The following is a 23,261-nucleotide window of genomic DNA, read 5'->3' on the forward strand; positions in this document are numbered from 1 at the left end:
AGTATAAGTTTATGTCTTATACTGTCAGTTACTAACTGAAGATTTCTACCTGATAGAATAAATCGTCGGTTCGAGTAGGTTTTCATGTTCATTAAATTTAGAAGTTGAGCGATAAGGTAATTCGTTTTCTATGATGAAGTGGTTCACTTCTTCGAGAGTAGGGATAGATGGTTGAGCACCCGAGCGGGTAACGGCAATTGCGGCCGCTGCATTCGCAAAATTGATGGCTTCTATATTTATCTCCTTTTGAGCACACATGACAGCCAATGCGCCGCAGAATGTATCGCCGGCCGCAATTGTGTCAATGGCATTCACTTGGTAACTGGGAAGCCGGACGCTTGTATGAGCATTTTTCATATATACGCCATGGCTTCCTAGTGTTATCACAACATTTTGTGTACCTGCCGCAATCAGAGCTTCGGCTATCTTTTCTAGGTTATCCCCTGTATGTTTGATACCTGAAACAAAAGCTGCTTCTACTTCGTTGACTACCAGAATGTCGATAGCTTTCATCAACTCTGCATCAATCAGACAGGCAGGTGCAGGATTAAACAAAACCTTTTTACCTTTTTGTTGTGCTAATAGTGCAATACTCTTAATCGTATTGTAAGGAATCTCCGCTTGCATTACTACTATTTCCGTCTCATCAATTACTTTGGAAAAATGATTGATTGATTCGGGAGATAAAGAATAGTTTGCCCCCGGGGCTACGGCTATACAATTTTCTCCACTATCTGCTACGAAGATTAATGCTGTTCCTGTAGGATGCTGGGTGTCATTGATAATATAATCCGTAGTGATTCCCTCTTTTTCAAAATTCTTTTTGAGTATATCGGCATACATATCATTCCCAAGGGAAGTGACAAAGGTGACCGAACCTCCCAGCCGTGCTGCAGCCACGGCCTGGTTTGCACCTTTTCCTCCAAGAGATTGCATAAAAGAGGCATCACCGACAGTTTCGCCGGGTGCCGGTAAATGGTTGACTTGAGCAACCATGTCGATGTTTGAGCTTCCAATAACTACTACTTTCATGTGAATCAGATTTATATTTAACCTAGGTCTTTTATTTTTTTATAAAGTAACTTCCATTTTATAAGGAATAGCACTCTGTGCACCGATACGGGTAACGGCAATTGCTGCCGCTGCGTTGGCAAACTCGACAGCTTCTGTCAGTGAATGCTTTTCGGATAGACAAACACTAAATGCACCGCAGAATACATCTCCAGCTCCGGTAGTGTCGATAGTCTCTACTTGTTTGGCAGGAATCATTGCATATTTATCTTTCTCCTTTACATAGGCACCATCTTTACCTAATGTGATGACGACATTTTCTATGCCTTTATCTCCTATTGTTTTGGCGGCCCGGTGGGCGCTTTCTATATCTATGACTTTAATTCCGGACAACATTTCGGCTTCAATTCGGTTAGGAAGTATGGTGTGTATGTTTCTAAGAAATGTATCACTCAAGGTAGATGCAGGCGCAGGATTGAGTATTACCTTTTTGTTGTACTTATTGGCGATAGTAGCTGCAAACTCTGCAGTTTCTATTGGAACTTCAAGCTGCATGAGTATAATATCAGCTTCCTTGATTTTTTCTTCGGCTTTGTTGATATCTTCAATGGAAAGGGAACGGCTTGCACCCGGTGCAACAATAATACTGTTTTCTCCGAAAGAATCGACAGAGATAAGTGCCACTCCTGATGGACTTTTCTGATCAGTGAAGATAAATTCTGTATTAATTTTTTCCGATTTATATATTTCCAATGCCTGTAAACCGAACAAGTCATACCCGATTTTGGAAATGAAAGTGACCTCGGCTCCTAATCGGGATGCCGCAATTGCTTGATTGGCTCCCTTGCCGCCGGGATTCATATAAAATGTTCCGCCCAGAACGGTTTCTCCCGGTACCGGTAGTCTGTTGGCTTTTACAACCATGTCGGTGTTGCAACTTCCAATTACTACTACTTTGGGTTTATGAATAGATATAGTTTCCATGGTATTTAAAATTAGGATAATGCAAATGAAAGGAATAATAATGCATCGTTTTCTACATTAATAATTGATTTATATAAATTCAAAGATAACATAATGAAGCTAATTCTCCTTGATAATAAGGATGTATAGAATGAATATATAAAGTATGTTTATATAATTACAAATAGAAAAAGTGAACTTGAAAGATGCTTTTTTATGATAGGGAAAGGATGCAACAACCTTCCTTTTTAGGGTTCTTTAGCATTTGTGTGTATTCTCAACACCTCGGAAAGCTTTTCTTTCCGGATTTTCGATTCCATCCATGCTGTGAAATCAAAGATGCGTAAAAGCTGGTTCTCGTATTTATCATTATATAGCTCCTGGATTTCCGGAGATAGCTTTTCCCAAAAGGCTTCCCGATCTTTGCGCAGGATAGGGAGGTTCCTTTTATTCAGGAACCATAGAATAATTCGTTCAGTCTTAAATGTCTGTTCTTTCGGTGAAGAAAGACTTCGGGTAATGGAACGTGATTCGTGCCGGATCAGTTCGTATTCTTGTGTTTCGTAATAAGCGATGAGGCGAACCAGACGAATGGTTCTCATCAGTGGGAGGTATTTAATATTATGGTCGACAATGGCGTTACTTATATATTTTTTGGCTGCTTTATAGTTCTGATTACCAATATGCACAATCGTTGTATAAAGTAATAGTTCACTTTTGCGTATAGGACTTAGCCAGGCTTCTTTGTCGTAGAGCGTCTCCTGGTAACGATTCATGATCTCTGTACAGTCTAAGAAATCTCCTTTGTCCAAATAAGGGAACAGTTCGTACTGAAAGAGCAGGCAGGTGGCATTTACTTTAAATTCAAGAGAAGAATCTTCAGCTATCAGTCTTTTTAATTTTTCCAGGAAGTACGGCATTTCGTTGTAGTTGCCCACTGAACGTAAACTTCCGAGCACTCCTTCGAGCACTGACAAATAATAAATGGGTGGATTCGACCAAAACTGTTGGTTCTGTTCAAACAAAGAATTCAGTTCCTTGTATGAGTTTAGGGCGGCTCTGTAATCTCCCGCTCCCATTAAATAGTTTGCTTGGAAAAGTTTATGGTTTCGTGTCAATTCAAAATTCCCCTCCGCATCTGAAGAAGCGGCTATATAAAGTTCGTTGACCATGAGGTCATTCATATCCTGTTTCTGTTTTGAAGTCCGTATCGCCCCGATATGAGAGAGACGATATTTCAGTAAATTGTGTAGTGAGGATTGCTCCGTTATCTTTCGGATTTTCTTTAAAGATTCATTCTGAATAAAATGCTTGTGAAAGAGTTCCTGTTCTGTCATGTTAGGGAAATTCAGCCGTAGCAGATATTCCAGTTCCTGTTTCAGGGCAATCGTCAGAATTTCGTTATTCTCATAAAATTGTGCTTGCTCTATTGTATTGGATAAAATCTCGAAACACTCTTCGAACAGAGAGCGTTCATAAAGCATACGGGCTTTGCATAGATCGTTTAGCAAATCATAGTAGATGTCTTTCTTCTTTCTTAATGTGAGTAGCGTATCTACCAGTTTCTCATATAAATATTGAATGGATACTTCGAAAGAACCTTTAGGTCTGCGCTTATAAAATTCTTCTTTCACTGCATTTCCATTGGGCTGTTTGCTCTTTGTGATAATATCATAAATAACCAGATAGTCTTTCTCCTCCTTATCTTTGACGACTTGCAAAGAGAAGTGTTTCTTTTCAGATTTCGATAGTGAATATATTAAGGAAATAACGGAATCGACTCTTTTCATGAAGCCCTTTCGATTAGTATTAGGTTGCAATAATCGGGAATTTCTGTGAGAAAAACAAGTTATTTGAGAAATTAACAAATCCGGCTTAAATGAGCTTAAGCCGGATTTGTCTTTAAATATTAATCATTGATGCGGTTTCTTATGCTGCCGGATCCGGTGCTTCACCACCACCTTCGTTTCCACCTTCTCCACTGCCTCCATTTCCATTGTCAGGTGTGCCGGAATTGTTGCTTTTAGAACTATCCAATTTCTGGATGCTTACTGACTTTATCATGCCTTTAAACATGCTACCTGGAGTGAAAATTATTTTACGGTTCTTTAAAGTATCCGTAGTCACTTCTTTTTCATCATCCTGACTTTTGCATCCGAATGAAGGACGAAATGTTCCGAATTCTCCAAGGCTTACCGAAGCCCCGATTTCCATATAGGTTATCAGCGAATCTATCAATCCGTCGAGTACTGATTTTACAGTACCGCGTGGAACGAACCCTACTTTTGTTACCTGGTCACATAGCATTTTAAAATCAACAGTAACCACGTTGAATGGTCTTGCTACATATTTTTCAGCTTTTTCCTTATCAAAGCCAAAGGTTGTTTTCTTGACTACATATTTCAGTGCCATAATTTTTAATAGTTTTAATCGTTAGTAAATCTAGTTATTATTTTGTGATCACGTTGCAAAGATATGGTATCGGAATTTGCTGTGCAAGCGATTTTGAAGAAGTGCGTTAATAAAATAATTAATATTGAGACAATAGACTGTTATATAGCTGCTTATACGTTTCTTAATATTTACATCATCGCAGCCGCATCTATAAATAGATACTTTTTGCTTGTTTTTTCTAAAAGGCTTAATATAAGATCAATGATAGGTTAGGGCTGCGGTTCATTTTTCATTATTCTGCAACAGCATTGATTGAAAATTGGAATCGTGTGATAGGTAAGCAGAGTATGGTCTTGGCTTCGTCAATGCACCACCCTAAACCATCCTATTTTCCATCGGTTAGTGTTATTGAATAAATATCTCACCTGAATAGTTCATTATAAAAGAATAATGCTTACCTTTAGCAACAATAAAACAGAACTAACACGAGGTTACCCCCCCGAAATTTAATAATATGAGAAAGATTATTATAGTAAGTGCTATATCAATGGTCATTTTTTCCTGTTGTATCGGTGTTTCTTCTAATACTGATAAAGATAAGAAATATCTATATATAGAAGCGACAGGAACTAATTCTCATGGTGATTATAGTGCTAAGATAGACACCCTTGAAATAATGGAGAAGAACGATTCACTGGCATATTTGAAAGCTTTTGAAGAATTATGTGTATCACAACGGGCGAGTGCTTTAGTAGTTGAAATAATGAAGGAAAAAATGGGAGATCGTTTTGATGAGTATGAGGAGGTTCATGATTTCCGATTATTGAATGAGAAATTAGAGGAAGTGGACCGGACTATAGTTCCCGATAGCGTCTTGGCAGAAATAGCCCAGAGCATTTTCTCATTAAAATTGGAAAAATAGTTACCTGGCACTTTATCATTATTAGTTAAGAGTTAATTATCCTGATATTATTAACATATAGACATTATGAAATACGACGTTTTTATATCTTATTCCAGTAAAGACAGTGGGGTTGCATTTGATGTATGTGCCATGTTAGAAGCAGCCGGTCTAACTTGTTGGATTGCTCCCAGGAATGTATATGGTGGTAAGTCATATGCACGGGAAATAATTGAAGCGATAACCGAATCACAGATCGTGCTTTTTATCTTTTCGAGTTATTCTAACTGCTCTTCCCATGTAGAAAGTGAAATAGATATAGCTTTCAACCAGGAGAAAGTTATCATTCCTTTTAGGATAGAGGAAGTAAAGATGTCTCCGGAACTTACTTACTATATTAATAAGAAACATCATATTGATGGAATCCCAGAGCCAGCTCTATCATTCGATATTTTAAAAGAAAGTGTGTTGAATAATATTCCCCGGCTTCAAAAGGAACTGGATAAAGAAAGAGCTTATAAATTGTTGAGAGAAGATTTAGGTGATTTTGATATTGAATTTTTAAAAAGTGTCTTGCAGAATAGTAGAAACAATAGAGCTGATCCAAGAAATGTTAATTGTGAAGATAATGTGGCCGAGAACGAATTTAATATATTGCAAAATGCCGCAGGAGAACTATGTCTTTTAATCAGATCCCGGAATGGAAGACCTAGAAAACCATGTTTTATTTGCGATAATTCAAACTTTACTATATTATTCCGGAATAATTCGTCTGCTGTATTTTTAGAAGATATTAATCCTGTAGCTGTTGAAGCTCTCAATAAAGTGAATCAGATGTTGGTCGTGGAACTTAATAATGACGAAGTAGTTAGAGAATATGTTGTACCGATAGTTCTGATTGAGGGATTAACATCATATTTGCAAGATGATGCTATATATGATAAAGATAGCGGTATTCAGGGAACTTTAGACCGTGTATTGAGTCACAAGCAGCAAACATTGTTAAGGAAGCTGTACTGTAACTGGAGAGAGAATTAAAAAGTATAACTAACAATGGAATAAAATTAGGAGAGTAGGCTGCTGCTTTATTTATTACTCAAGAAAAAGTATTTTTCTACCCGAAGGTACCAAATGTAGCAACGTGGATTGTAGGCTTACCGTCTTCCGCGACAAGGGCGACAAACAACTTGCCGACAAACAGGTTACCGAACTCGCCACCAAAGACAGAACGCCTCTTATCAAAGGCTTCTCCGTAAGAAACTGTCAGGTGATAGTTCAGTTCTATAATGAATATAGTCAACAACTTACAAATACGCAACAACCTGTTTTGCATTTGCAGTTAGTTTTCATGACATTGTCGGTTAAACAACTAAGCTGGTCACACAATGTTATTCTGATGCAAAAGGCAAAAGACCTCAAGGCCCGGTATTGGTATATGATACAGTGCCTCAAAACAGTTGGGACGTACCTTCTCACCGCCAGCCCGTTATCTAGCAGTATATCTGCAATCCCTTGACTGTAGACGACGATCACCCCGTCCGTTTCCGCTTTCACCGGAGCGTCACGAACTCACGTTCCTTTTATCCGTTTTTTCTTTTTCTTTCGTTCATCCATCGCTTTCCACAGGTTGCCCGGCATATCGCCCAGATATTTCTTGCAGAATCCGTTGAAGTGCTGTACAGTTAACGACATCTCCGACACAGTCTTCAGAAAATGGCTCAAACAGTACGATGAGGGCGGTCTTGAAGCTTTGGTACGTGCTGACGCAGAGATAAAGGATGTACTTCCTGAGGGTATTGACCGCACGGAGGAATTCTATAAACGAGAAATCTTACGCTTGTGTATAGAGAATGAACGTCTAAAAAAAATTATGCGGTGCGGACGAACGAGGTTGGGCAAACGGAGTATGTTTGTTTAAAAACGAAGAATTCAAAATAGTCGACATGCTGTCAAGAGATTTTGCAATAACGGATATTTGCGCCATGATGGGCGTAAGCCGTGCAGGTTACTATAAATGGAAGCGTCGTGATCCCTCTACGCGTGACCTTAATAGGGAAACGATGGTGGAGTTCGTTGAGCAGATGCACTCGGAACATTCTACCCATGGATACCGTTGGGTGGTAGCTTTCATACGTAATGAGCTTCGAGCCACCGTTAGTGACAACTTTGTCTACAAGTGTTTTCGTTATCTTGGTATTCAGTCGGAAACACGTCCTTGTTTTGCCATAGGCTATGATACTCCAGTGAACTATCATCTGATTTCATGAAGGGTGTAAATACTTGAAGAACTTTCATATTGGAACAGACTATCCTATTTTCTTTGTTTTTCTATTTCTTTAAATATACCACCGTCTTACCTCCACCATATTTTCGTATAATTCCCTCTTCTAAATAGGTATTTAACAGTATAGTTGCCTTGTATCGGCTTATGCCGGCTAGTCTCGTGAAATCGACACAAGTGATGCAACCTTGTTCATCCAGATGTTGCATAAGGATGCTAAGGCATTTGTCTTCATCGGGATTGCCATTGCTTCGGTAAGGTGATTCCATGCGTTCCAACGGTAATGGCTCCATGTTCTCACGGAATTTTTTGTTGATGCGCAGGTTTACTTTATTCAGGTGGATGGAAGGAGAGCGGATTTCTTTCTTCTCCATTACCGGGCGGTCGCATTTCAGCGATAAGGAGAAATAACCTAATTCTCCGACTTCCACAATCCAGCCTTGTTTCAACCAATGTTGTAACTCATCGGTAATTGCTTGCAGGCATCCTTCAATGGTGGCCTGACTGAAGCCGTTGCTTTTAGATACTAATTCTATAAACTTCTTAGCATCAAGAGTTCCTGATGGAATCACTCGTGCGTGAAGTGGTTGCTGCTCATCCTTTTTTTGTGGGTTGCCACTGGCATAAAGATCGTAATAAACACTCATGTCTTATTTTGTTTTTAGTTATTCAGTAAATATTGTCTCCGGCTACATGATTTTATTCGTTTGACTATAGTCATTTAAAATGTTGACTATAGTACTTCTTTTATTTGACTATAGTCTATCGAAAGAAACACTATAGTCAAATGAATTAATTCGTGCACTCAAAGGTATTAATTATTTCAGGTAAAGACACTAATTTATGTATTAAATGAGAAAATACTATCTGCCCCTTTATATTTTCTTTTAAAAACGATACCTTTGAAGTGTTTTCTTTCTTTTTTATCAAGTATGGATTGATTTCCGGCAAGTTCTCCTATATTTCCCGAATTAATATTCATTAACTTATTTGCCGTAATACTTTTTAATATCTCTTGTGTATTAGCTAATAGATATTGAACTATTAACTTTAAAGACTAATATTATGGAAAAAGATTCTCCTTTTTCATCCACCGGCAGAAGGTGTATTGTAACCCTAATGTGCATATTTGTCACTGCTTTTGTTTATGCACAACAGCAAAAAATATCGGTTAGTATCAAAGAGCTTCCTCTTAAAGAAGCTATCAGTCAGATAGCAGAGAAGGCATCGATGAATGTAGCCTATAGTAAAGAATTTGTGGATACGAGTAGGAAAGTGTCATTGGAGGTAAAAGACACAGAGGTAAACAAAGCGCTAACTCTTTTGCTAAAAGGGACTAACATTGGGTTCCGTTTCCTGGATGACAGTATTTTATTTTATAATAAAGAATATCAAAATAAAACTGAACCTGTTGATTCGCAAGGAGAGAAGAAGGAACTGTATGTGAAAGGTAAAGTTACTGACGAGAATACGGAACCGATCATCGGAGCCACCGTATCGGTAAAGGGATCGACTACGGGTACAATCACCGATATCAATGGTCAGTATTCCATCAAGGTACCCTATGGAAGTACACTTCGGTACTCATACGTCGGCTACCGTGAAGAAAGCGTTATAGCGAAAGCAGCGACAGTAAACGTAGTGATGAAAGAGAATGCTGTCAGCCTGGAAGATGTAGTAGTTGTAGGCTATGGCGTGCAAAAGAAAGTGAATGTAACAGGTGCCGTATCTATGGTTAAAGCGGAGGCTATTGAGAACAGGCCTATAACTAACGTAACTACGGGGCTGCAAGGATTGTTACCTGGAGTTAGTATCGTTTCTTCTTCGGGGCAGCCGGGTGCTGTGCCCAGCATCAACATTCGTGGTACGGGAACTATTAACAGTAGTACAGCACCTTTGATCTTGATTGATGGAGTAGCCGGGGGAGACATCAACTTATTGAATCCTTCGGACATCGAAAGCGTATCCGTACTGAAAGATGCCGCCTCATCGGCCATTTATGGAGCACGTGCCGCTAACGGTGTTATTCTTGTAACGACTAAAAAGGGAGAAAAGAAAGAGCGTGTAGTATTCCAATATAACGGATATGCTGGATTCCAGACTCCCACAGCATTGCCCGAACTTGTTAACGGAAGGGAATACATGGAACTCTCCAACGAAGCCATGAGTGCTGCCGGATTTTCCAAGCCCTATACACAAGAGGCTTTCGATAAATATGATTCGGGACTGTATCCCAACGAATATTCCAATACTGACTGGATTGACGAAATATACAAAAGCCGGGCTTTTCAGACGGGGCATAATGTGAGTGCACGGGGTGGAAGCGAGAAAACCGGATTTTTTATGTCGTATGGTTTCCTGGATCAGGATGGGCTGGTTGTAGGTGACGGATATAGTTCAAAAAGACACAATGCGCGTATCAGTGTAAACACGGAGGTGTATGATCGTCTGAAACTGACCGGACAGATGAGCTATGTCGATTTCTATAAAAAGGACTTAGGTTATAGCGGCACATCAGGAGTATTCCGCCTGTCACAGCGTATGTCTCCGTTACTTCCCGTCATGTGGCAAATTCCTGACGAGAATGGCCGGATGGTAGATAGTGAGAACTGGTCGTACGGTTCGGTACGTAACCCCTTGCAGGTAGCTTATGAGTCGGGAATGGAAGAACGGAAAACACGTGTGCTCAATGGTATTTTCAATGCAGATCTCAAAATTATAGACGGACTGAACGTAGGTATGCAGTACTCTGCAAATATATATACCCGCCAGGTGGATGAGTTTAACCCGAAGATGTTGTCTTATTACTCGGACGGTAGCCCGTTGAAAGCAAATGAAGATGCCAAGGACTATATCTCACAAAGCCATCTCGACGTTATGACCCAAACGTTGCAATTCACCCTGAACTTTAATAAAACCATAGGGCGCCACGAGTTGGGAGCATTGATGGGATTTTCGCAAGAGTGGGAAAACAGAAGCACATTGGGTGCTACACGTGATAATGTGATGGTTGAGGATATTCACGTTATTAGTGCCGGAATGATTAATTTTATGAATAGCGGAACAAAAGACGAGTGGGCTTTACGTTCTTACTTTGGTCGTGTCAACTATGCTTTTGACGGTAAATACCTGTTTGAAGCTAACCTGCGTGCCGACGGAACTTCAAGATTTGCCAAGGGCAATCGTTGGGGATATTTTCCATCATTCTCGGCAGGATGGAACTTCTCACGTGAAAAATTCATGGAGTTCGCTACTTCGGTATTGAGCTCGGGTAAGCTGCGTGCTTCCTGGGGTGAGTTGGGAAATCAAAACATTCCCGGTAATTACTACCCCTACTTGTCACCTATCATAACAGAAGAGTCTTATCCTATCGGAGCTTCTAATACACCTGTTATGGGACTTTGGCAAAACAAAATCGGTAATCCCGACATCAAGTGGGAAACCATCCGCATGCTTAATTTCGGGGTAGACCTTAGTTTTTTGAACAATAGACTGAATGTGGACTTTGATTGGTATAAGAAAGAAAATATTGATGCATTGGTTCGTCCCGATGTTCCGGCTATTGTCGGGGTTTCCAGTAGTAACGTAGGTTATGTCAATCTTGGTAAGATTGATGTCAAAGGATGGGAACTTAATCTGTCATGGCGTGATAAGATTGGAAATGTAAATTACAATCTCGGGTTCAATCTGTCGGACGCCCGTAATAAGATTACCGATTTGGGTGGAACTCCGGAGTCGCTGACTAGTACGGCTTCCGGTTCGTATCGTCGGGTAGGTGATCCGATAGGTGCTTTCTATGGTTATCTGACTGATGGGCTGGCGCAAGTGTATGACTTCGAATCAGTGAATACAACTACAGGTAAGTACCAGAAACCAAAATTTCCTCTTGTTGCATCACAAAACGGCATTGTACAGCCCGGAGATATTAAGTATCGGGACATCAGTGGGCCTGACGGCGCTCCCGACGGGGTAATTGATGACTACGACAAAGTGGTGTTTGGCGAGAAAGAGCCCCATTACACCTATGCAATCAAGGGTGGTTTGGAATGGAAAGGCATTGATTTCAGTTTCTATTTGCAAGGCGTAGGCAAAGTTGCCGGTTACCTTGAGGATGAGGCTCGGCATGCGTTTATCAATGACTACTCAATCCCTAAAAAAGAGCATCTTGACAGATGGACGCCTATGAATCCAAATGCTTCTTATCCCAGACTTTATCAGTCGCAGGAGCACAACAGGCTCTTCAGTGACTACTGGAAAGAGGATGCATCGTACTTGCGCCTGAAGAATATTCAGATAGGTTATCGTTTTCCTGCCCGGATGGTGGCACCTCTTGGCATTAATAGTCTTAGAGTATATGCTTCGGCAGATAACTTGTTTACTAAAACCGATTACTTCGGGGCTTATGACCCTGAAGTGAGGACCACCAGCGGAGATGTCTATCCGCAAGTAAAAACCTATGTTTTTGGATTATCAATAACATTCTAACCTATTAAACGACTATAAAGATGAAATACTCAAAATACTTTTTAATCATTGCTTTATTTGGTATAGTTACCTCATGTAGCGATTTCCTGGATAGAACGAACCCTAACGAGCCGGACAATGTAACATTCTGGGTGAATGAAGATCAGCTTAAAAATGCCTTGCCTCCCTGTTACGAAGCTTTACAAAAAGACTATCTCGTGAATTGGAGCGAATCGACGGCCGAAACTGTTATGTGGGGGAATATTACTAGTGGACTAAGTAAGGTTTCGGGAGGCAAGCACTCTTATACTGACGGCTTCCCCTTCACTACCTATTGGACAGGAGCGTATAGCTATATTTATCGCTGCAATAATTTTCTGGACAACTATAATAAAGCGCAGGTAGCTCAAAATAAGAAGGACGTTTATGCCGCAGAAGTAAAAACCATCCGGGCGCTTATGTACTTTTACCTCACGGTGTTTTGGGGTGATGTACCTTGGGTAGGAGAAGTCATCCAGCCCGAAGATGCATATATCGAACGTACTCCCAGAGAGAAAGTCATTGACCAGCTCGTCGAGGATTTGAAATGGGCGGCAGAGCGCATGCCTGAAGAAAGGTATACGGGCGATAAACTGGGAAGGCTTGACCGCTGGGGCGCTTTAGCCATATTGGCACGTATTGCCTTGCAAAACGAAAGATGGGAACTGGCTGCAAAAACGAGTGAATATATCATCGAAAACAGTCCCTATGGTCTGTATGAATATGAAAAACTATTTCATCACGAAGGGGATGTCGAGAATGATCCGAAAAATATCGAAGCTATCGTATATAGTCTTTTTGTACCTGAAATCCGTACACAAAGTCTGCCTAATGAAACTTGCAGTCCAACAGATTATATACGCCTCAATCCAACGAAGTCGTTAGTGGATGCTTATCTGTGTACAGACGGTAAACCGGCAAAAACCGGATTGGAATATTATAAAAAGACCGGTGTGCAGACCTCATCGTTATACAAGTCGCCTGAAGAGCATTATGTGGATTACTTCCAGAACAGAGATCCTAGAATGAAGATGACTTTATATGCTCCGGGTGACAAATGGCCGGGAGGAGATGACGGTGATCCTGATACGGATAAGGCCAACGAGATATTTAATCTGCCTCGTTTTGCTTCATTGCAAGATAATAACCGTGTGGGGGCAAATAGCCGTACAGGTTTCTATCTGAAAAAGTATAACGATATTGATTTGGCCGGCTCAAGTGTGGGTGGACATGGGAATCTCAATGTCATCCGCTTTGCCGAAATCTTGCTGATTTATGCCGAAGCCACTTTCGAACTACAAGGCAAGAAACTGACACAAACACAGATTGATTACTCCATCAACAGGCTTAGAGATCGTGTGAATATGCATCGTATGAACCTTGACGAACTTAGCGCATGGGGGATGGATCTCGAAACCGAATTGAGAAGAGAACGTCGCATTGAGTTGGCAGGTGAAGGAACAAGATACGCCGATGTGATGCGCTGGCGTGAAGGCGAACTTCGCTTTGGACGTGCCATCACCGGTCCCAGCCTGAAAGTTTGTATGAATGATTTGGGTGCCAACCCGTATCCCGATACCGGAGTAGATGAGTTTGGTGATGTTATCTACGAAAAGTCTACCGCGGAAGGCGGCGCGCGTTACTTCGACGCAACGAAACATTATTTGTGGCCCGTGCCTAATCCCGAGCGTCAGAAGAACCCTCTGTTAGGACAAAATCCGGGCTGGGAAAAGTAATCATTTAAAAATAGAAATCATGTATTCAATGAAGAAATATTTATTATTGTTTTTATGCCTGACTTTGGGTGTTGCCTATGCGCAAGATACTCTACGGGTGCGGGTAATGACCTATAATTTAAGATTTGGCGAACTGGCATCTTTAGAGGAACTTGCTCATCACATCAAATCCTTCAAGCCTGATTTTGTGGCGCTTCAGGAAGTGGATAGCAAAACAGACCGTAAGCGTACCCCGCATCAGAAGGGGAAGGATTTTATATCCGAACTTGCCTATCATACAGGGATGTTTGGGCTTTACGGAAAAACGATTGACTATTCTACCGGTTATTACGGTATTGGGATGTTAAGTAAATATCCATATATTTCTGTCCAAAAGATAATGCTGCCCCATCCGGTCAAAGAGCATGAGAGACGGACCATGCTGGAGGGATTATTCGAAATGGGTAATGATACCATTGTTTTTACCTCTACGCATCTGGACGTCAACTCTCAAGAAACAAGGGCGGAGCAAATAAAATTTATTACCGGGCATTTCAAAAATTATAAATATCCTGTAATTTTGGGAGGTGATTTCAACGCGCGTCATTACTCCGAGGCAATACGTGGTATGGATAGCTGGTTTGCTGCAAGCAACGATGATTTTGGAATGCCGGCATGGAAACCTGTGATTAAGATTGATTACTTGTTTGCTTACCCGCAAAAAGGATGGCGTGTGATTAGCACACAAACTGTTCAGTCGCTTTTGTCAGACCATTTACCGATTATTACGGAACTGGAATATGTGAAAGAAGCATCGAAGAAAAAATATTGATACTCACTTATAACATTTATGATTTTCTATGATACATACAATAATCAAGTATTTACTGATTTCAGCAACGCTTTTTTTCTGCTCATGCCACAAGCCTAAGACGGATATTATCACCCCCGCCAAACAGTTAATAGAACGTCAGATTGGGGAAAGAGCACAGTCTATCCACTTTGAATATATCGAACCATCCGACGGTAAAGATATATTCGAAGTGATAGCAAGCGACGGCCGGCTTACCCTAAGGGGAAGTAGCTCCGTTGCTATCTGTTACGCTTTTCATACGTACATGAAAGAGGCCTGCAAGAGTATGAAAACATGGAGCGGTGAACATATAACGTCGGTGATGCCGTGGCCCGATTATGAATTGTATGTACAGGTGTCCCCTTATGAGTTGCGCTATTTCCTTAATGTTTGTACATTCGGCTACACTACTCCTTACTGGGACTGGGAGCGTTGGGAAAAGGAAATTGACAGGATGGCTCTTTATGGTGTAAATATGCCCTTGGCTACCGTGGCCAGCGAAGCCATTGCGGAACGGGTATGGCTGCGTATGGGATTGAACAAAGAAGAAATCCGTGAGTTTTTCACTGCCCCTGCACACCTTCCCTGGCATCGCATGGGCAATCTGAACAAGTGGGACGGTCCCTTATCTGATGCATGGCAACAGAACCAAATCGCTTTGCAGCATCAAATCCTGACCCGTATGCGCGAGTTGGGTATGCAGCCCATAGCACCCGCGTTTGCAGGTTTCGTGCCGGAAGCATTCGCACAGAAACATCCCGACACACAATTCCGGCACATGCGGTGGGGTGGTTTTGATGAAGAGTACAACGCCTATGTATTGCCACCGGATTCACCTTTTTTCGAAGAGATAGGCAAACTGTTTGTCGAAGAGTGGGAAAAAGAGTTTGGAGAAAATACGTATTATCTCTCGGATAGTTTTAATGAGATGGAGCTGCCTATCGATAAGGAAGATAAAGAAGCGAAATATAAGTTATTGGCCGAGTATGGAGAAACGATCTATAAATCAATTACAGCCGGAAACCCGGATGCCGTTTGGGTTACACAGGGATGGACATTCGGATATCAACATTCATTCTGGGATAAAGAATCGCTTAAAGCCTTGTTAAGCAATGTGCCTGATGATAAAATGATTATCATTGATTTGGGCAATGATTATCCGAAATGGGTGTGGAACACCGAACAAACATGGAAAGTACATGATGGATTTTACGGAAAGAAATGGATATTCAGCTATGTACCCAACTTTGGCGGGAAAAACACCATGACAGGAGACTTGGACATGTATGCTAGTTCCTCGGTCAAAGCGTTACGTGCCGCAAATAAAGGTAACTTGATTGGGTTCGGTTCTGCCCCTGAAGGACTCGAAAACAATGAGGTTGTTTACGAACTGTTAGCCGATATGGGATGGTCATCAGATAGTATCGACCTGGACGATTGGATGAAGATATACTGTGAGGCCCGTTATGGGGGATATCCCGATGCCATGGAGGAAGCTTGGAAACTTTTTCGGAAAACAGCATATAGTTCTTTATATTCATACCCCCGTTTTACCTGGCAAACCGTAATACCCGATCAACGGCGGATCAGTAAAATCGACCTTAGTGATGATTACTTGCAGGCTATACGTTTGTATGCTAGTTGCGCTGACGAACTGAAAAACTCTGAATTATACAGAAACGACCTCATAGAGTTTGTTTCGTATTATGTAGCAGCTAAAGCTGAAAATTTTTATAAGCAGGCCTTGAAAGATGATTCGGAGAATCGTGTTCTCGCAGCGCAACGTAATCTGCAACAAACTGTTGATTTGTTGATGGACGTTGACAGACTGTTGGCTTCTCATCCTTTATATCGATTAGAAGAATGGGTGGAACTTGCGCGCAATAGCGGAACAACTCTTCAGGAAAAAGATGCTTATGAAGCAAATGCCAAACGCTTGATTACAAGTTGGGGTGGTATTCAGGAAGATTATGCTGCCCGTTTCTGGAGCGGGCTGATTAAAGACTACTATATCCCTCGTATACAGCTCTATTTTACAAAAGACCGGAATAAAATCCGAGAATGGGAGGAGCAATGGATTACATCTCCCTGGAGCAACAGTACGACTCCGTTTGATGACCCGGTCAAGGCTGCATTGAGTTTAATAGAGAAAACAAATAAGTGATAGCTTTTATGAAAAAGATTGTATTGGCATTCGACTCGTTTAAAGGTTCGGTCGGTTCTTTCGAGATAGCGAAAGCTGCCGAAAAAGCGGTTCAGGAGGAATTACCCGACTGTCAGATTATACGTTTCCCCATAGCTGATGGCGGCGAAGGGACTACAGAAGCTCTATGCTCTGCCCTTCATGCTCAAACGGTGTCATGTCAGGTGCATGATCCATTCATGAAGCCAATTGAAGTATCGTATGGCATCGTAAACAATGGTGCGATGGCTATTATCGAAATGGCCTCGGCCTGCGGTCTGCCATTGATTGATTCAAGCCGGAGAAATCCCATGAAGACTACGACTTATGGAGTTGGAGAAATGGTTGCTGACGCATTAAAACGCGGGTGTCGGGAATTCATTATCGGGATCGGCGGAAGTGCTACGAATGATGCGGGAATAGGTATGCTGAAGGCTTTAGGTGCACGCTTTTTAGATAGCGGAAACGGTGAGTTGGAGCCTGTCGGCGAAAATCTGATAAAAGTTCATCAAATAGATATTTCCCAATTAAATCCGGCATTGAAGGAAAGTCATTTTACGATCGCCTGTGATGTTAGTAATCCATTTTTTGGAGAAGAGGGTGCGGCCTATGTATATGCTCCCCAAAAAGGGGCAAATAGTTTGCAAGTGATAGAGTTGGACAATGGGTTGCGGCATTATGCACAGGTGATAAAGGAATATACAAATATGGATATATCACAGCTTCCCGGTGCTGGAGCAGCCGGAGGAATGGGAGGCGGCTTGCTTCCGTTTTTGAATGCAGAATTGCAATCCGGAATAGAAGTTATATTGAAAACGCTTCGTTTCGAGGAGGTCGTCCGACAGGCAGACCTGATACTGACCGGAGAGGGGAAACTGGATCGCCAGACTGGTATGGGAAAGGCGTTGGACGGAATTTTACGTGTCGGTGAGAAATGTCAGGTTCCGGTGATAGCGTTGGGGGGAGCGGTCGAAGCCACCGAAGCGCTTAATAGGATGGGGTTTACTGCCGTACTGCCTATTCAACCTTTCCCGGTAACACTTGAAGAGGCGATGCAATCGGAGTTTACGAAAGAAAACATAGAGAGAACGGTGCGACAGGTGGTGAGAATCATAAAACAATTTACTAAATAATACTCAATGACAGCGATAGGCGCATTAATCGGGCTTTCATTATCCATACTGTTAATCATAAGAAAGCTTTCTCCGACATACAGTCTGATTATCGGAGCGATAGTCGGAGGGTTGTTGGGAGGACTATCTTTAAATGAGACCGTTACGGTGATGACCGAAGGGGTGAAAGAGGTCACCCCGGCGGTATTGCGGATTCTGACAGCCGGAGTCTTGTCAGGCATATTAATACAAACCGGGGCTACCACGGTCATCTCCAATGCGATTATAAACAAAATGGGTGAAAAACGGGTATTTATGGCATTGGCACTCGCAACGATGTTGCTTTGTACGGTAGGCGTATTTATTGATGTGGCTGTGATAACCGTTGCGCCGGTGGCTCTTTCGATAGGCAAGCGTCTGAACTTGTCTCCATCTGTGTTACTTATAGCTATGATCGGGGGAGGTAAGTGTGGAAATATCATATCACCTAACCCGAACACTATTATAGCAGCCGGAAATTTTAATGCGGATTTATCGTCTGTAATGTTTGCCAATATTTTACCGGCAGTGATCGGTTTGTTTTTCACTGTTTTTGTTATTGTCCGTCTGATGCCTCAATCGGTAAAAAACAAAAAAACGATGATGCAAACAGAGGATAAAGAGGAAGAGAGAAATCTGCCTTCGTTAAGAACCAGTCTGATTGCTCCTGTTGTTACGATTGTTTTATTGGCATTACGTCCTGCGGCAGGAATCAATATTGATCCTTTGATAGCTTTGCCGGTAGGTGGCTTATGTGGTGCTATCTGTATGAAACAATGGAAAAACATTCTTCCGAGTATAGAATATGGACTGCAAAAGATGTCTGTGGTAGCTATTCTGTTGATAGGAACCGGGACTATTGCCGGTATCATAAAGAACTCTTCTTTGAAAGACTGGATTCTTACAGGATTAGATCATGCTCATATTAGTGATGCATTGATTGCTCCTATATCAGGCGCGTTGATGTCGGCGGCTACCGCATCGACAACAGCCGGAGCGACACTGGCTTCTTCTTCGTTTGCTGAAACGATATTGGCTATAGGCATTTCTGCGGTTTGGGGAGCGGCTATGATTAATTCCGGAGCTACAGTTCTTGACCATTTGCCACATGGTTCGTTCTTTCATGCGACAGGAGGCGTATGCGAACTCAATTTTAAGGAACGTCTGAAGCTGATACCTTATGAATCGCTTATAGGGATAGTGTTAGCTGCCGGAACGACTATTTTATATATAATAAGTAATTAAAAGAATCAAATATTATGAATCCGAACAAACGGTTACTTTCGCTTGATGTACTTCGGGGTATTACTGTTGCCGGGATGATCTTGGTCAACAATACAGGAAAGTGCGGGTATAACTTTGCCGCTTTTGCACACGCCAAGTGGGATGGCTTTTCGCCGGCCGATCTGGTATTCCCGATGTTTATGTTCCTGATGGGTATTTCGACCTACATCTCTTTGTGTAAGTATAACTTTCAGTGTCGACCGGCCATTGCGAAAATCATAAAAAGAAGTCTCTTATTAATATTTATTGGTCTGGTTATGGAGTGGTTCATAACAGCAATAGATAGTGGTAACTATTTTGATTTGAGTCAGCTCCGGTTGATGGGAGTTATGCAACGGCTTGGGATTTGTTATGGTATTACAGCCTTATTGGCCGTAACAATACCACATAAGCGTTTTATGCCATTAGCTATTATCTTGCTGGTTGTCTACTTTATTTTTCAGTTATTTGGAAACGGATTTGAGAAAAGTGCGGATAATATCGTCGGCATGATTGATTCGGCTATTTTAGGATCTAACCACATGTATCTTCAGGGCCGCCAGTTTGTCGATCCCGAGGGGATACTTAGTACGATTCCCGCTGTGTCTCAAGTGATGATCGGTTTTGTTTGCGGAAAGATAATCATCGACATTAAAGATAATGAACGTCGGATGCTGAATCTATTTCTTATAGGTACCACGCTGTTGTTTGTCGGCTATTTGTTAAGCTATGCCTGTCCTTTGAATAAGCGTTTGTGGTCTCCTTCGTTCGTTTTGCTCACTTGTGGGATTGCGGCATTGTCATTGGCATTGCTGCTCTATATCATTGATGTGAAGCAGAATAAAAAGTGGTTTTCGTTTTTCGAAGCATTTGGAGCGAATCCGCTTGTAATTTATGTGTTTAGCTGCATAGCCGGAGGATTGCTTGTGCATTGGCATATCCATACGGCCGTATTCAATAATTTGCTTAACCCGTTATTCGGAAATTACTTCGGTTCATTTATGTACGGTGTATTTTTCCTGTTGTTCAATGGGCTGTTGGGATATGTTTTGTTAAAAAGAAAAATCTATATAAAATTATAAATCAGGATGAAAAGAAAAAGTGTATACACGTGTCTGGTTATGCTGTTTATGTCGTTGGTTCTTCAGGCTAAAGACAAAGACGTAGCTGTTGCGGAAGCATTATTGAAACGTTTGCTTCCGTCATACATCGAGAGTTTTCAGTTTCAAAAGTTAAAAGGAGAAAAAGACTGCTTTACGATAGAGTCTGTAAAAGATAAAATTGTAATTGGCGGAAACAATGCCAATTCAATGGCGATGGGACTGAACCATTACTTGAAATATTACTGTCTCACTACAGTGTCATGGTATGCGGATATAGCCGTTGAAATTCCTGAAGAATTGCCGATGGTTGGTGAGAAGGTCGTTTCGGAAGCGAGAGTGGATACTCGCTTTTTCCTGAATTACTGCACGTATGGTTACACGATGCCTTGGTGGCAATGGAAAGAATGGGAACGTTTTATTGACTGGATGGCCCTTAATGGTATAAATATGCCTTTGGCAATTACCGGACAGGAAGCTGTGTGGTATAAAGTTTGGTCGAAAATGGGAATGTCGGACATCGAAATACGCTCTTACTTCACGGGACCGCCGTATCTGCCCTGGCATCGGATGGCTAACATAGATCGCTGGAACGGTCCGTTGCCGATGGAATGGCTGGAACACCAGGTAAGCTTGCAAAAAAAAATACTCGCACGTGAGCGTGAATTGAATATGAAGCCCGTATTACCAGCCTTCGCCGGACATGTACCTGCCGATTTAAAACGGATTTATCCCGAGGCTGATATTCAACATTTAGGCAAATGGGCAGGCTTTGCTGATGCATACCGTTGTAATTTTCTGAACCCTAACGATGCTCTGTTTGCGAAAATTCAGAAGCTATTTCTTGATGAACAAAAAAAACTTTTCGGAACCGATCATATTTATGGTTTAGATCCTTTCAATGAGGTTGACCCGCCCAGTTTCGAACCCGAATATTTGCGGAAGATAGCTTCGGATATGTACGCTACGTTGACGGCTGCCGATCCCAAAGCCCAATGGATGCAAATGACGTGGATGTTTTATTTTGATAAAGATAAATGGACTTCCGAGCGGATGAAGGCTTTGCTGACAGGAGTGCCACAGAATAAAATGATATTACTGGATTATCATTGTGAAAATGTTGAATTATGGAAAAGAACAGAGCATTTTCATGATCAGCCCTATATTTGGTGTTATCTGGGCAATTTCGGGGGAAACACGACTTTGACAGGTAACGTCAAAGAAAGTGGCGCACGACTTGAGAATGCTCTCATTAACGGTGGAGGCAACCTTAAAGGAATCGGCTCTACGCTGGAAGGGTTGGATGTGATGCAGTTTCCCTACGAATACATTCTTGAGAAAGCATGGAACCTGAATGTAGATGATAATAAATGGATTGAATGTCTGGCTGACAGACATGTGGGATGTGTGTCGCAGTCTGTGCGCGATGCTTGGAAACGATTATTCAATGACATTTATGTACAGGTGCCGCGCACATTGGGTACCTTACCCGGGTATCGCCCTGCATTGAATAAGAACAGTGAAAAACGGACAAGTAATGTGTACAGCAATGTTGAACTACTAGAGGTCTGGAGAAAATTGAATGAGGCATCTTCTGACTGGAGAGATGCTTTTCGCCTGGATTTGATTACTGTAGGCAGACAGGTGCTTGGAAACTACTTTCTTGATGTGAAAGTGGAGTTTGACAGGATGGTTGAAGCTAAAGATTATCAGGCTTTGAAAGCTTGCGGCGAGAAAATGAAGGAGATATTGAATGATTTGGATAAGCTGAATGCCTTTCATCCTTACTGTTCGCTGGATAAATGGATTGATGATGCGCGGAAGATGGGAGATTCTCCCCAGTTGAAAGACTATTATGAAAAGAATGCTCGCAACTTGATTACTACTTGGGGTGGAAGCCTGAACGATTATGCCAGTCGTTCGTGGGCAGGACTGATAAGTGATTATTATGCAAAGCGCTGGGAGGTGTATATCAATACATTCATCAAAGCGGTCGGGGAAGGTGTAGAGGTGGATCAGAAGCAACTTGAAGATGAATTAAAAGAAATAGAAGAAGGTTGGGTAAATGCAACTGATCGGAAGGATACTCGAAAAGATGTTCATTCAACAACTGACGGATTATTATCATTCTCCACCTTTTTATTCAGCAAATATCAAAGACTGGTGAAATAAATAAGAGGTCTGTTTCATTTGTTGTTCGCGAATCATGCTATATCAGAAAGAATTAATATATTTGAAAATAAGGACTTGATATAATAAGCTTTTTATTTTCATATTTAAAACGATTAAGATGTCCCAGAAATACTCACAGGATGAAGCCCAAGCTTTGGTTAAGGCTCTGAAAGAGGGGAACCAGCTGGCATTTAGTATTGTATACAAGACGTATGCAGCGCAGACCTTTTCTTTGGCATTTAAATATTTGCTGAATAAAGAATTGGCTGAAGATGCTGTGCAGAACTTATTCTTAAAACTCTGGCTGAAAAAAGAAGAAATCGACGAGACAAAACCCATAAACAGATACCTTTTTACAATGTTGAAGAACGATCTGCTCAATACGTTGAGAGACTCAAAGAAAAATATCTATTTACTTGAGGATTGCCTTTCAATGGTTTTGGAATTGGAAGACAATTCTCAAAACGAAAACCTTAAACAAGAACAAATGAACATCATACAGCAAGCTCTTGAACAACTTTCGCCGCAACGCCGCAAGGTTTTTGAAATGAAAGTTTCGGGAAAATACTCCAATCAGGAAATAGCCGATAAACTTAATCTTTCGATCAATACAATTAAATTTCAATATAGCCAATCTTTGAAGCAGATTCGCGCGACAGTGGGAGAGCTTAGCCTATTGTTGCTTTATTGTATGATGTAGTTTTATCACTTTTTGCTGATATGGAACGTTCTTTTGAATTAACACGGTTTAACGTAGTCTGTATAATACTTT

The 23,261-nt window shown here is 41.4% G+C and carries 18 protein-coding genes and 1 pseudogene; 13 read left to right on the plus strand and 6 right to left on the minus strand.

Going from position 1 to position 23,261, the window contains the following annotated elements:
• Positions 1 to 45: 45 nt before the first annotated feature.
• From rbsK (DWZ47_RS02450) to DWZ47_RS02465, 4 genes are all read right to left on the minus strand, one after another.
• A complete protein-coding gene (gene rbsK / locus DWZ47_RS02450; RefSeq protein WP_004315649.1) occupies positions 46 to 1,032 on the minus strand; it encodes a ribokinase in 987 nt (328 codons plus the stop codon).
• 39 nt (positions 1,033 to 1,071) lie between these two features.
• The gene (rbsK, locus tag DWZ47_RS02455) at positions 1,072 to 1,995 is read right to left on the minus strand and encodes a ribokinase (RefSeq protein WP_004315648.1); all 924 of its coding nucleotides are present in this window, start codon (positions 1,993 to 1,995) and stop codon (positions 1,072 to 1,074) included.
• A 227-nt stretch (positions 1,996 to 2,222) separates the two neighbouring features.
• On the minus strand, positions 2,223 to 3,764 hold the full coding sequence (locus DWZ47_RS02460; protein ID WP_008016618.1) for a hypothetical protein: 1,542 nt from the start codon (positions 3,762 to 3,764) through the stop codon (positions 2,223 to 2,225).
• Positions 3,765 to 3,903: 139 nt separating this feature from the next.
• Entirely contained in the window at positions 3,904 to 4,386 is a 483-nt protein-coding gene (locus DWZ47_RS02465; protein ID WP_004317468.1) for a DsbA family protein, read from the minus strand.
• A 496-nt stretch (positions 4,387 to 4,882) separates the two neighbouring features.
• Here DWZ47_RS02465 and DWZ47_RS02475 point away from each other — a divergent pair, with 496 nt between their 5' ends.
• From DWZ47_RS02475 to DWZ47_RS30880, 3 genes and pseudogenes are all read left to right on the plus strand, one after another.
• Positions 4,883 to 5,290, plus strand: a complete 408-nt coding sequence (locus tag DWZ47_RS02475; protein WP_008770576.1) for a hypothetical protein — start codon at positions 4,883 to 4,885, stop codon at positions 5,288 to 5,290.
• A gap of 66 nt (positions 5,291 to 5,356) precedes the next feature.
• A complete protein-coding gene (locus tag DWZ47_RS02480; protein ID WP_004317470.1) occupies positions 5,357 to 6,307 on the plus strand; it encodes a toll/interleukin-1 receptor domain-containing protein in 951 nt (316 codons plus the stop codon).
• A 79-nt stretch (positions 6,308 to 6,386) separates the two neighbouring features.
• A pseudogene (locus DWZ47_RS30880) lies at positions 6,387 to 6,785 on the plus strand (DUF1016 N-terminal domain-containing protein); the annotation flags it as partial.
• Positions 6,786 to 6,838: 53 nt separating this feature from the next.
• Here the strand turns inward: DWZ47_RS30880 and DWZ47_RS31245 are convergent.
• The gene (locus DWZ47_RS31245; RefSeq protein ID WP_255344333.1) at positions 6,839 to 6,961 is read right to left on the minus strand and encodes a hypothetical protein; all 123 of its coding nucleotides are present in this window, start codon (positions 6,959 to 6,961) and stop codon (positions 6,839 to 6,841) included.
• Positions 6,962 to 7,212: 251 nt separating this feature from the next.
• On the opposite strand from DWZ47_RS31245, the gene DWZ47_RS02490 reads away from it, so the two are divergent.
• Positions 7,213 to 7,536, plus strand: coding sequence for a hypothetical protein (locus DWZ47_RS02490; RefSeq protein WP_229128454.1), 324 nt, complete (start codon positions 7,213 to 7,215; stop codon positions 7,534 to 7,536).
• 61 nt (positions 7,537 to 7,597) lie between these two features.
• Here the strand turns inward: DWZ47_RS02490 and DWZ47_RS02495 are convergent, their stop codons facing one another.
• The gene (locus DWZ47_RS02495) at positions 7,598 to 8,197 is read right to left on the minus strand and encodes a DsbA family protein (protein ID WP_115484413.1); all 600 of its coding nucleotides are present in this window, start codon (positions 8,195 to 8,197) and stop codon (positions 7,598 to 7,600) included.
• A 418-nt stretch (positions 8,198 to 8,615) separates the two neighbouring features.
• Here DWZ47_RS02495 and DWZ47_RS02500 point away from each other — a divergent pair, with 418 nt between their 5' ends.
• The 9 genes from DWZ47_RS02500 (at position 8,616) to DWZ47_RS02540 (ending at position 23,189) form a co-directional block, all read left to right on the plus strand.
• Positions 8,616 to 12,035: a TonB-dependent receptor gene (locus DWZ47_RS02500; RefSeq protein WP_117512225.1), complete on the plus strand. Its 3,420-nt coding sequence runs from the start codon at positions 8,616 to 8,618 to the stop codon at positions 12,033 to 12,035.
• A 20-nt stretch (positions 12,036 to 12,055) separates the two neighbouring features.
• A complete protein-coding gene (locus DWZ47_RS02505; RefSeq protein ID WP_004317477.1) occupies positions 12,056 to 13,789 on the plus strand; it encodes a RagB/SusD family nutrient uptake outer membrane protein in 1,734 nt (577 codons plus the stop codon).
• Positions 13,790 to 13,808: 19 nt separating this feature from the next.
• The gene (locus DWZ47_RS02510; RefSeq protein WP_117512226.1) at positions 13,809 to 14,600 is read left to right on the plus strand and encodes an endonuclease/exonuclease/phosphatase family protein; all 792 of its coding nucleotides are present in this window, start codon (positions 13,809 to 13,811) and stop codon (positions 14,598 to 14,600) included.
• A 28-nt stretch (positions 14,601 to 14,628) separates the two neighbouring features.
• Positions 14,629 to 16,785 (plus strand): alpha-N-acetylglucosaminidase, encoded by a 2,157-nt coding sequence (locus tag DWZ47_RS02515; RefSeq protein WP_117512227.1) that lies wholly within the window; start codon positions 14,629 to 14,631, stop codon positions 16,783 to 16,785.
• Positions 16,786 to 16,793: 8 nt separating this feature from the next.
• Positions 16,794 to 17,936: a glycerate kinase gene (locus DWZ47_RS02520; protein ID WP_117512228.1), complete on the plus strand. Its 1,143-nt coding sequence runs from the start codon at positions 16,794 to 16,796 to the stop codon at positions 17,934 to 17,936.
• A gap of 6 nt (positions 17,937 to 17,942) precedes the next feature.
• Positions 17,943 to 19,199 (plus strand): GntP family permease, encoded by a 1,257-nt coding sequence (locus tag DWZ47_RS02525; protein ID WP_049701288.1) that lies wholly within the window; start codon positions 17,943 to 17,945, stop codon positions 19,197 to 19,199.
• A 14-nt stretch (positions 19,200 to 19,213) separates the two neighbouring features.
• Positions 19,214 to 20,299 carry an acyltransferase family protein gene (locus tag DWZ47_RS02530; RefSeq protein ID WP_022199173.1) on the plus strand — a complete coding sequence of 362 codons (1,086 nt, stop codon included), beginning with the start codon at positions 19,214 to 19,216 and terminating at the stop codon, positions 20,297 to 20,299.
• Between the two features lie 6 nt (positions 20,300 to 20,305).
• Positions 20,306 to 22,489, plus strand: coding sequence for an alpha-N-acetylglucosaminidase (locus DWZ47_RS02535; protein WP_117512229.1), 2,184 nt, complete (start codon positions 20,306 to 20,308; stop codon positions 22,487 to 22,489).
• Between the two features lie 118 nt (positions 22,490 to 22,607).
• Positions 22,608 to 23,189, plus strand: coding sequence for an RNA polymerase sigma factor (locus tag DWZ47_RS02540; protein WP_004317492.1), 582 nt, complete (start codon positions 22,608 to 22,610; stop codon positions 23,187 to 23,189).
• Positions 23,190 to 23,261 lie beyond the last annotated feature (72 nt).

The sequence above is a fragment of the Bacteroides sp. AF32-8BH genome (assembly GCF_003435205.1).
Taxonomy (GTDB): domain Bacteria; phylum Bacteroidota; class Bacteroidia; order Bacteroidales; family Bacteroidaceae; genus Bacteroides; species Bacteroides ovatus.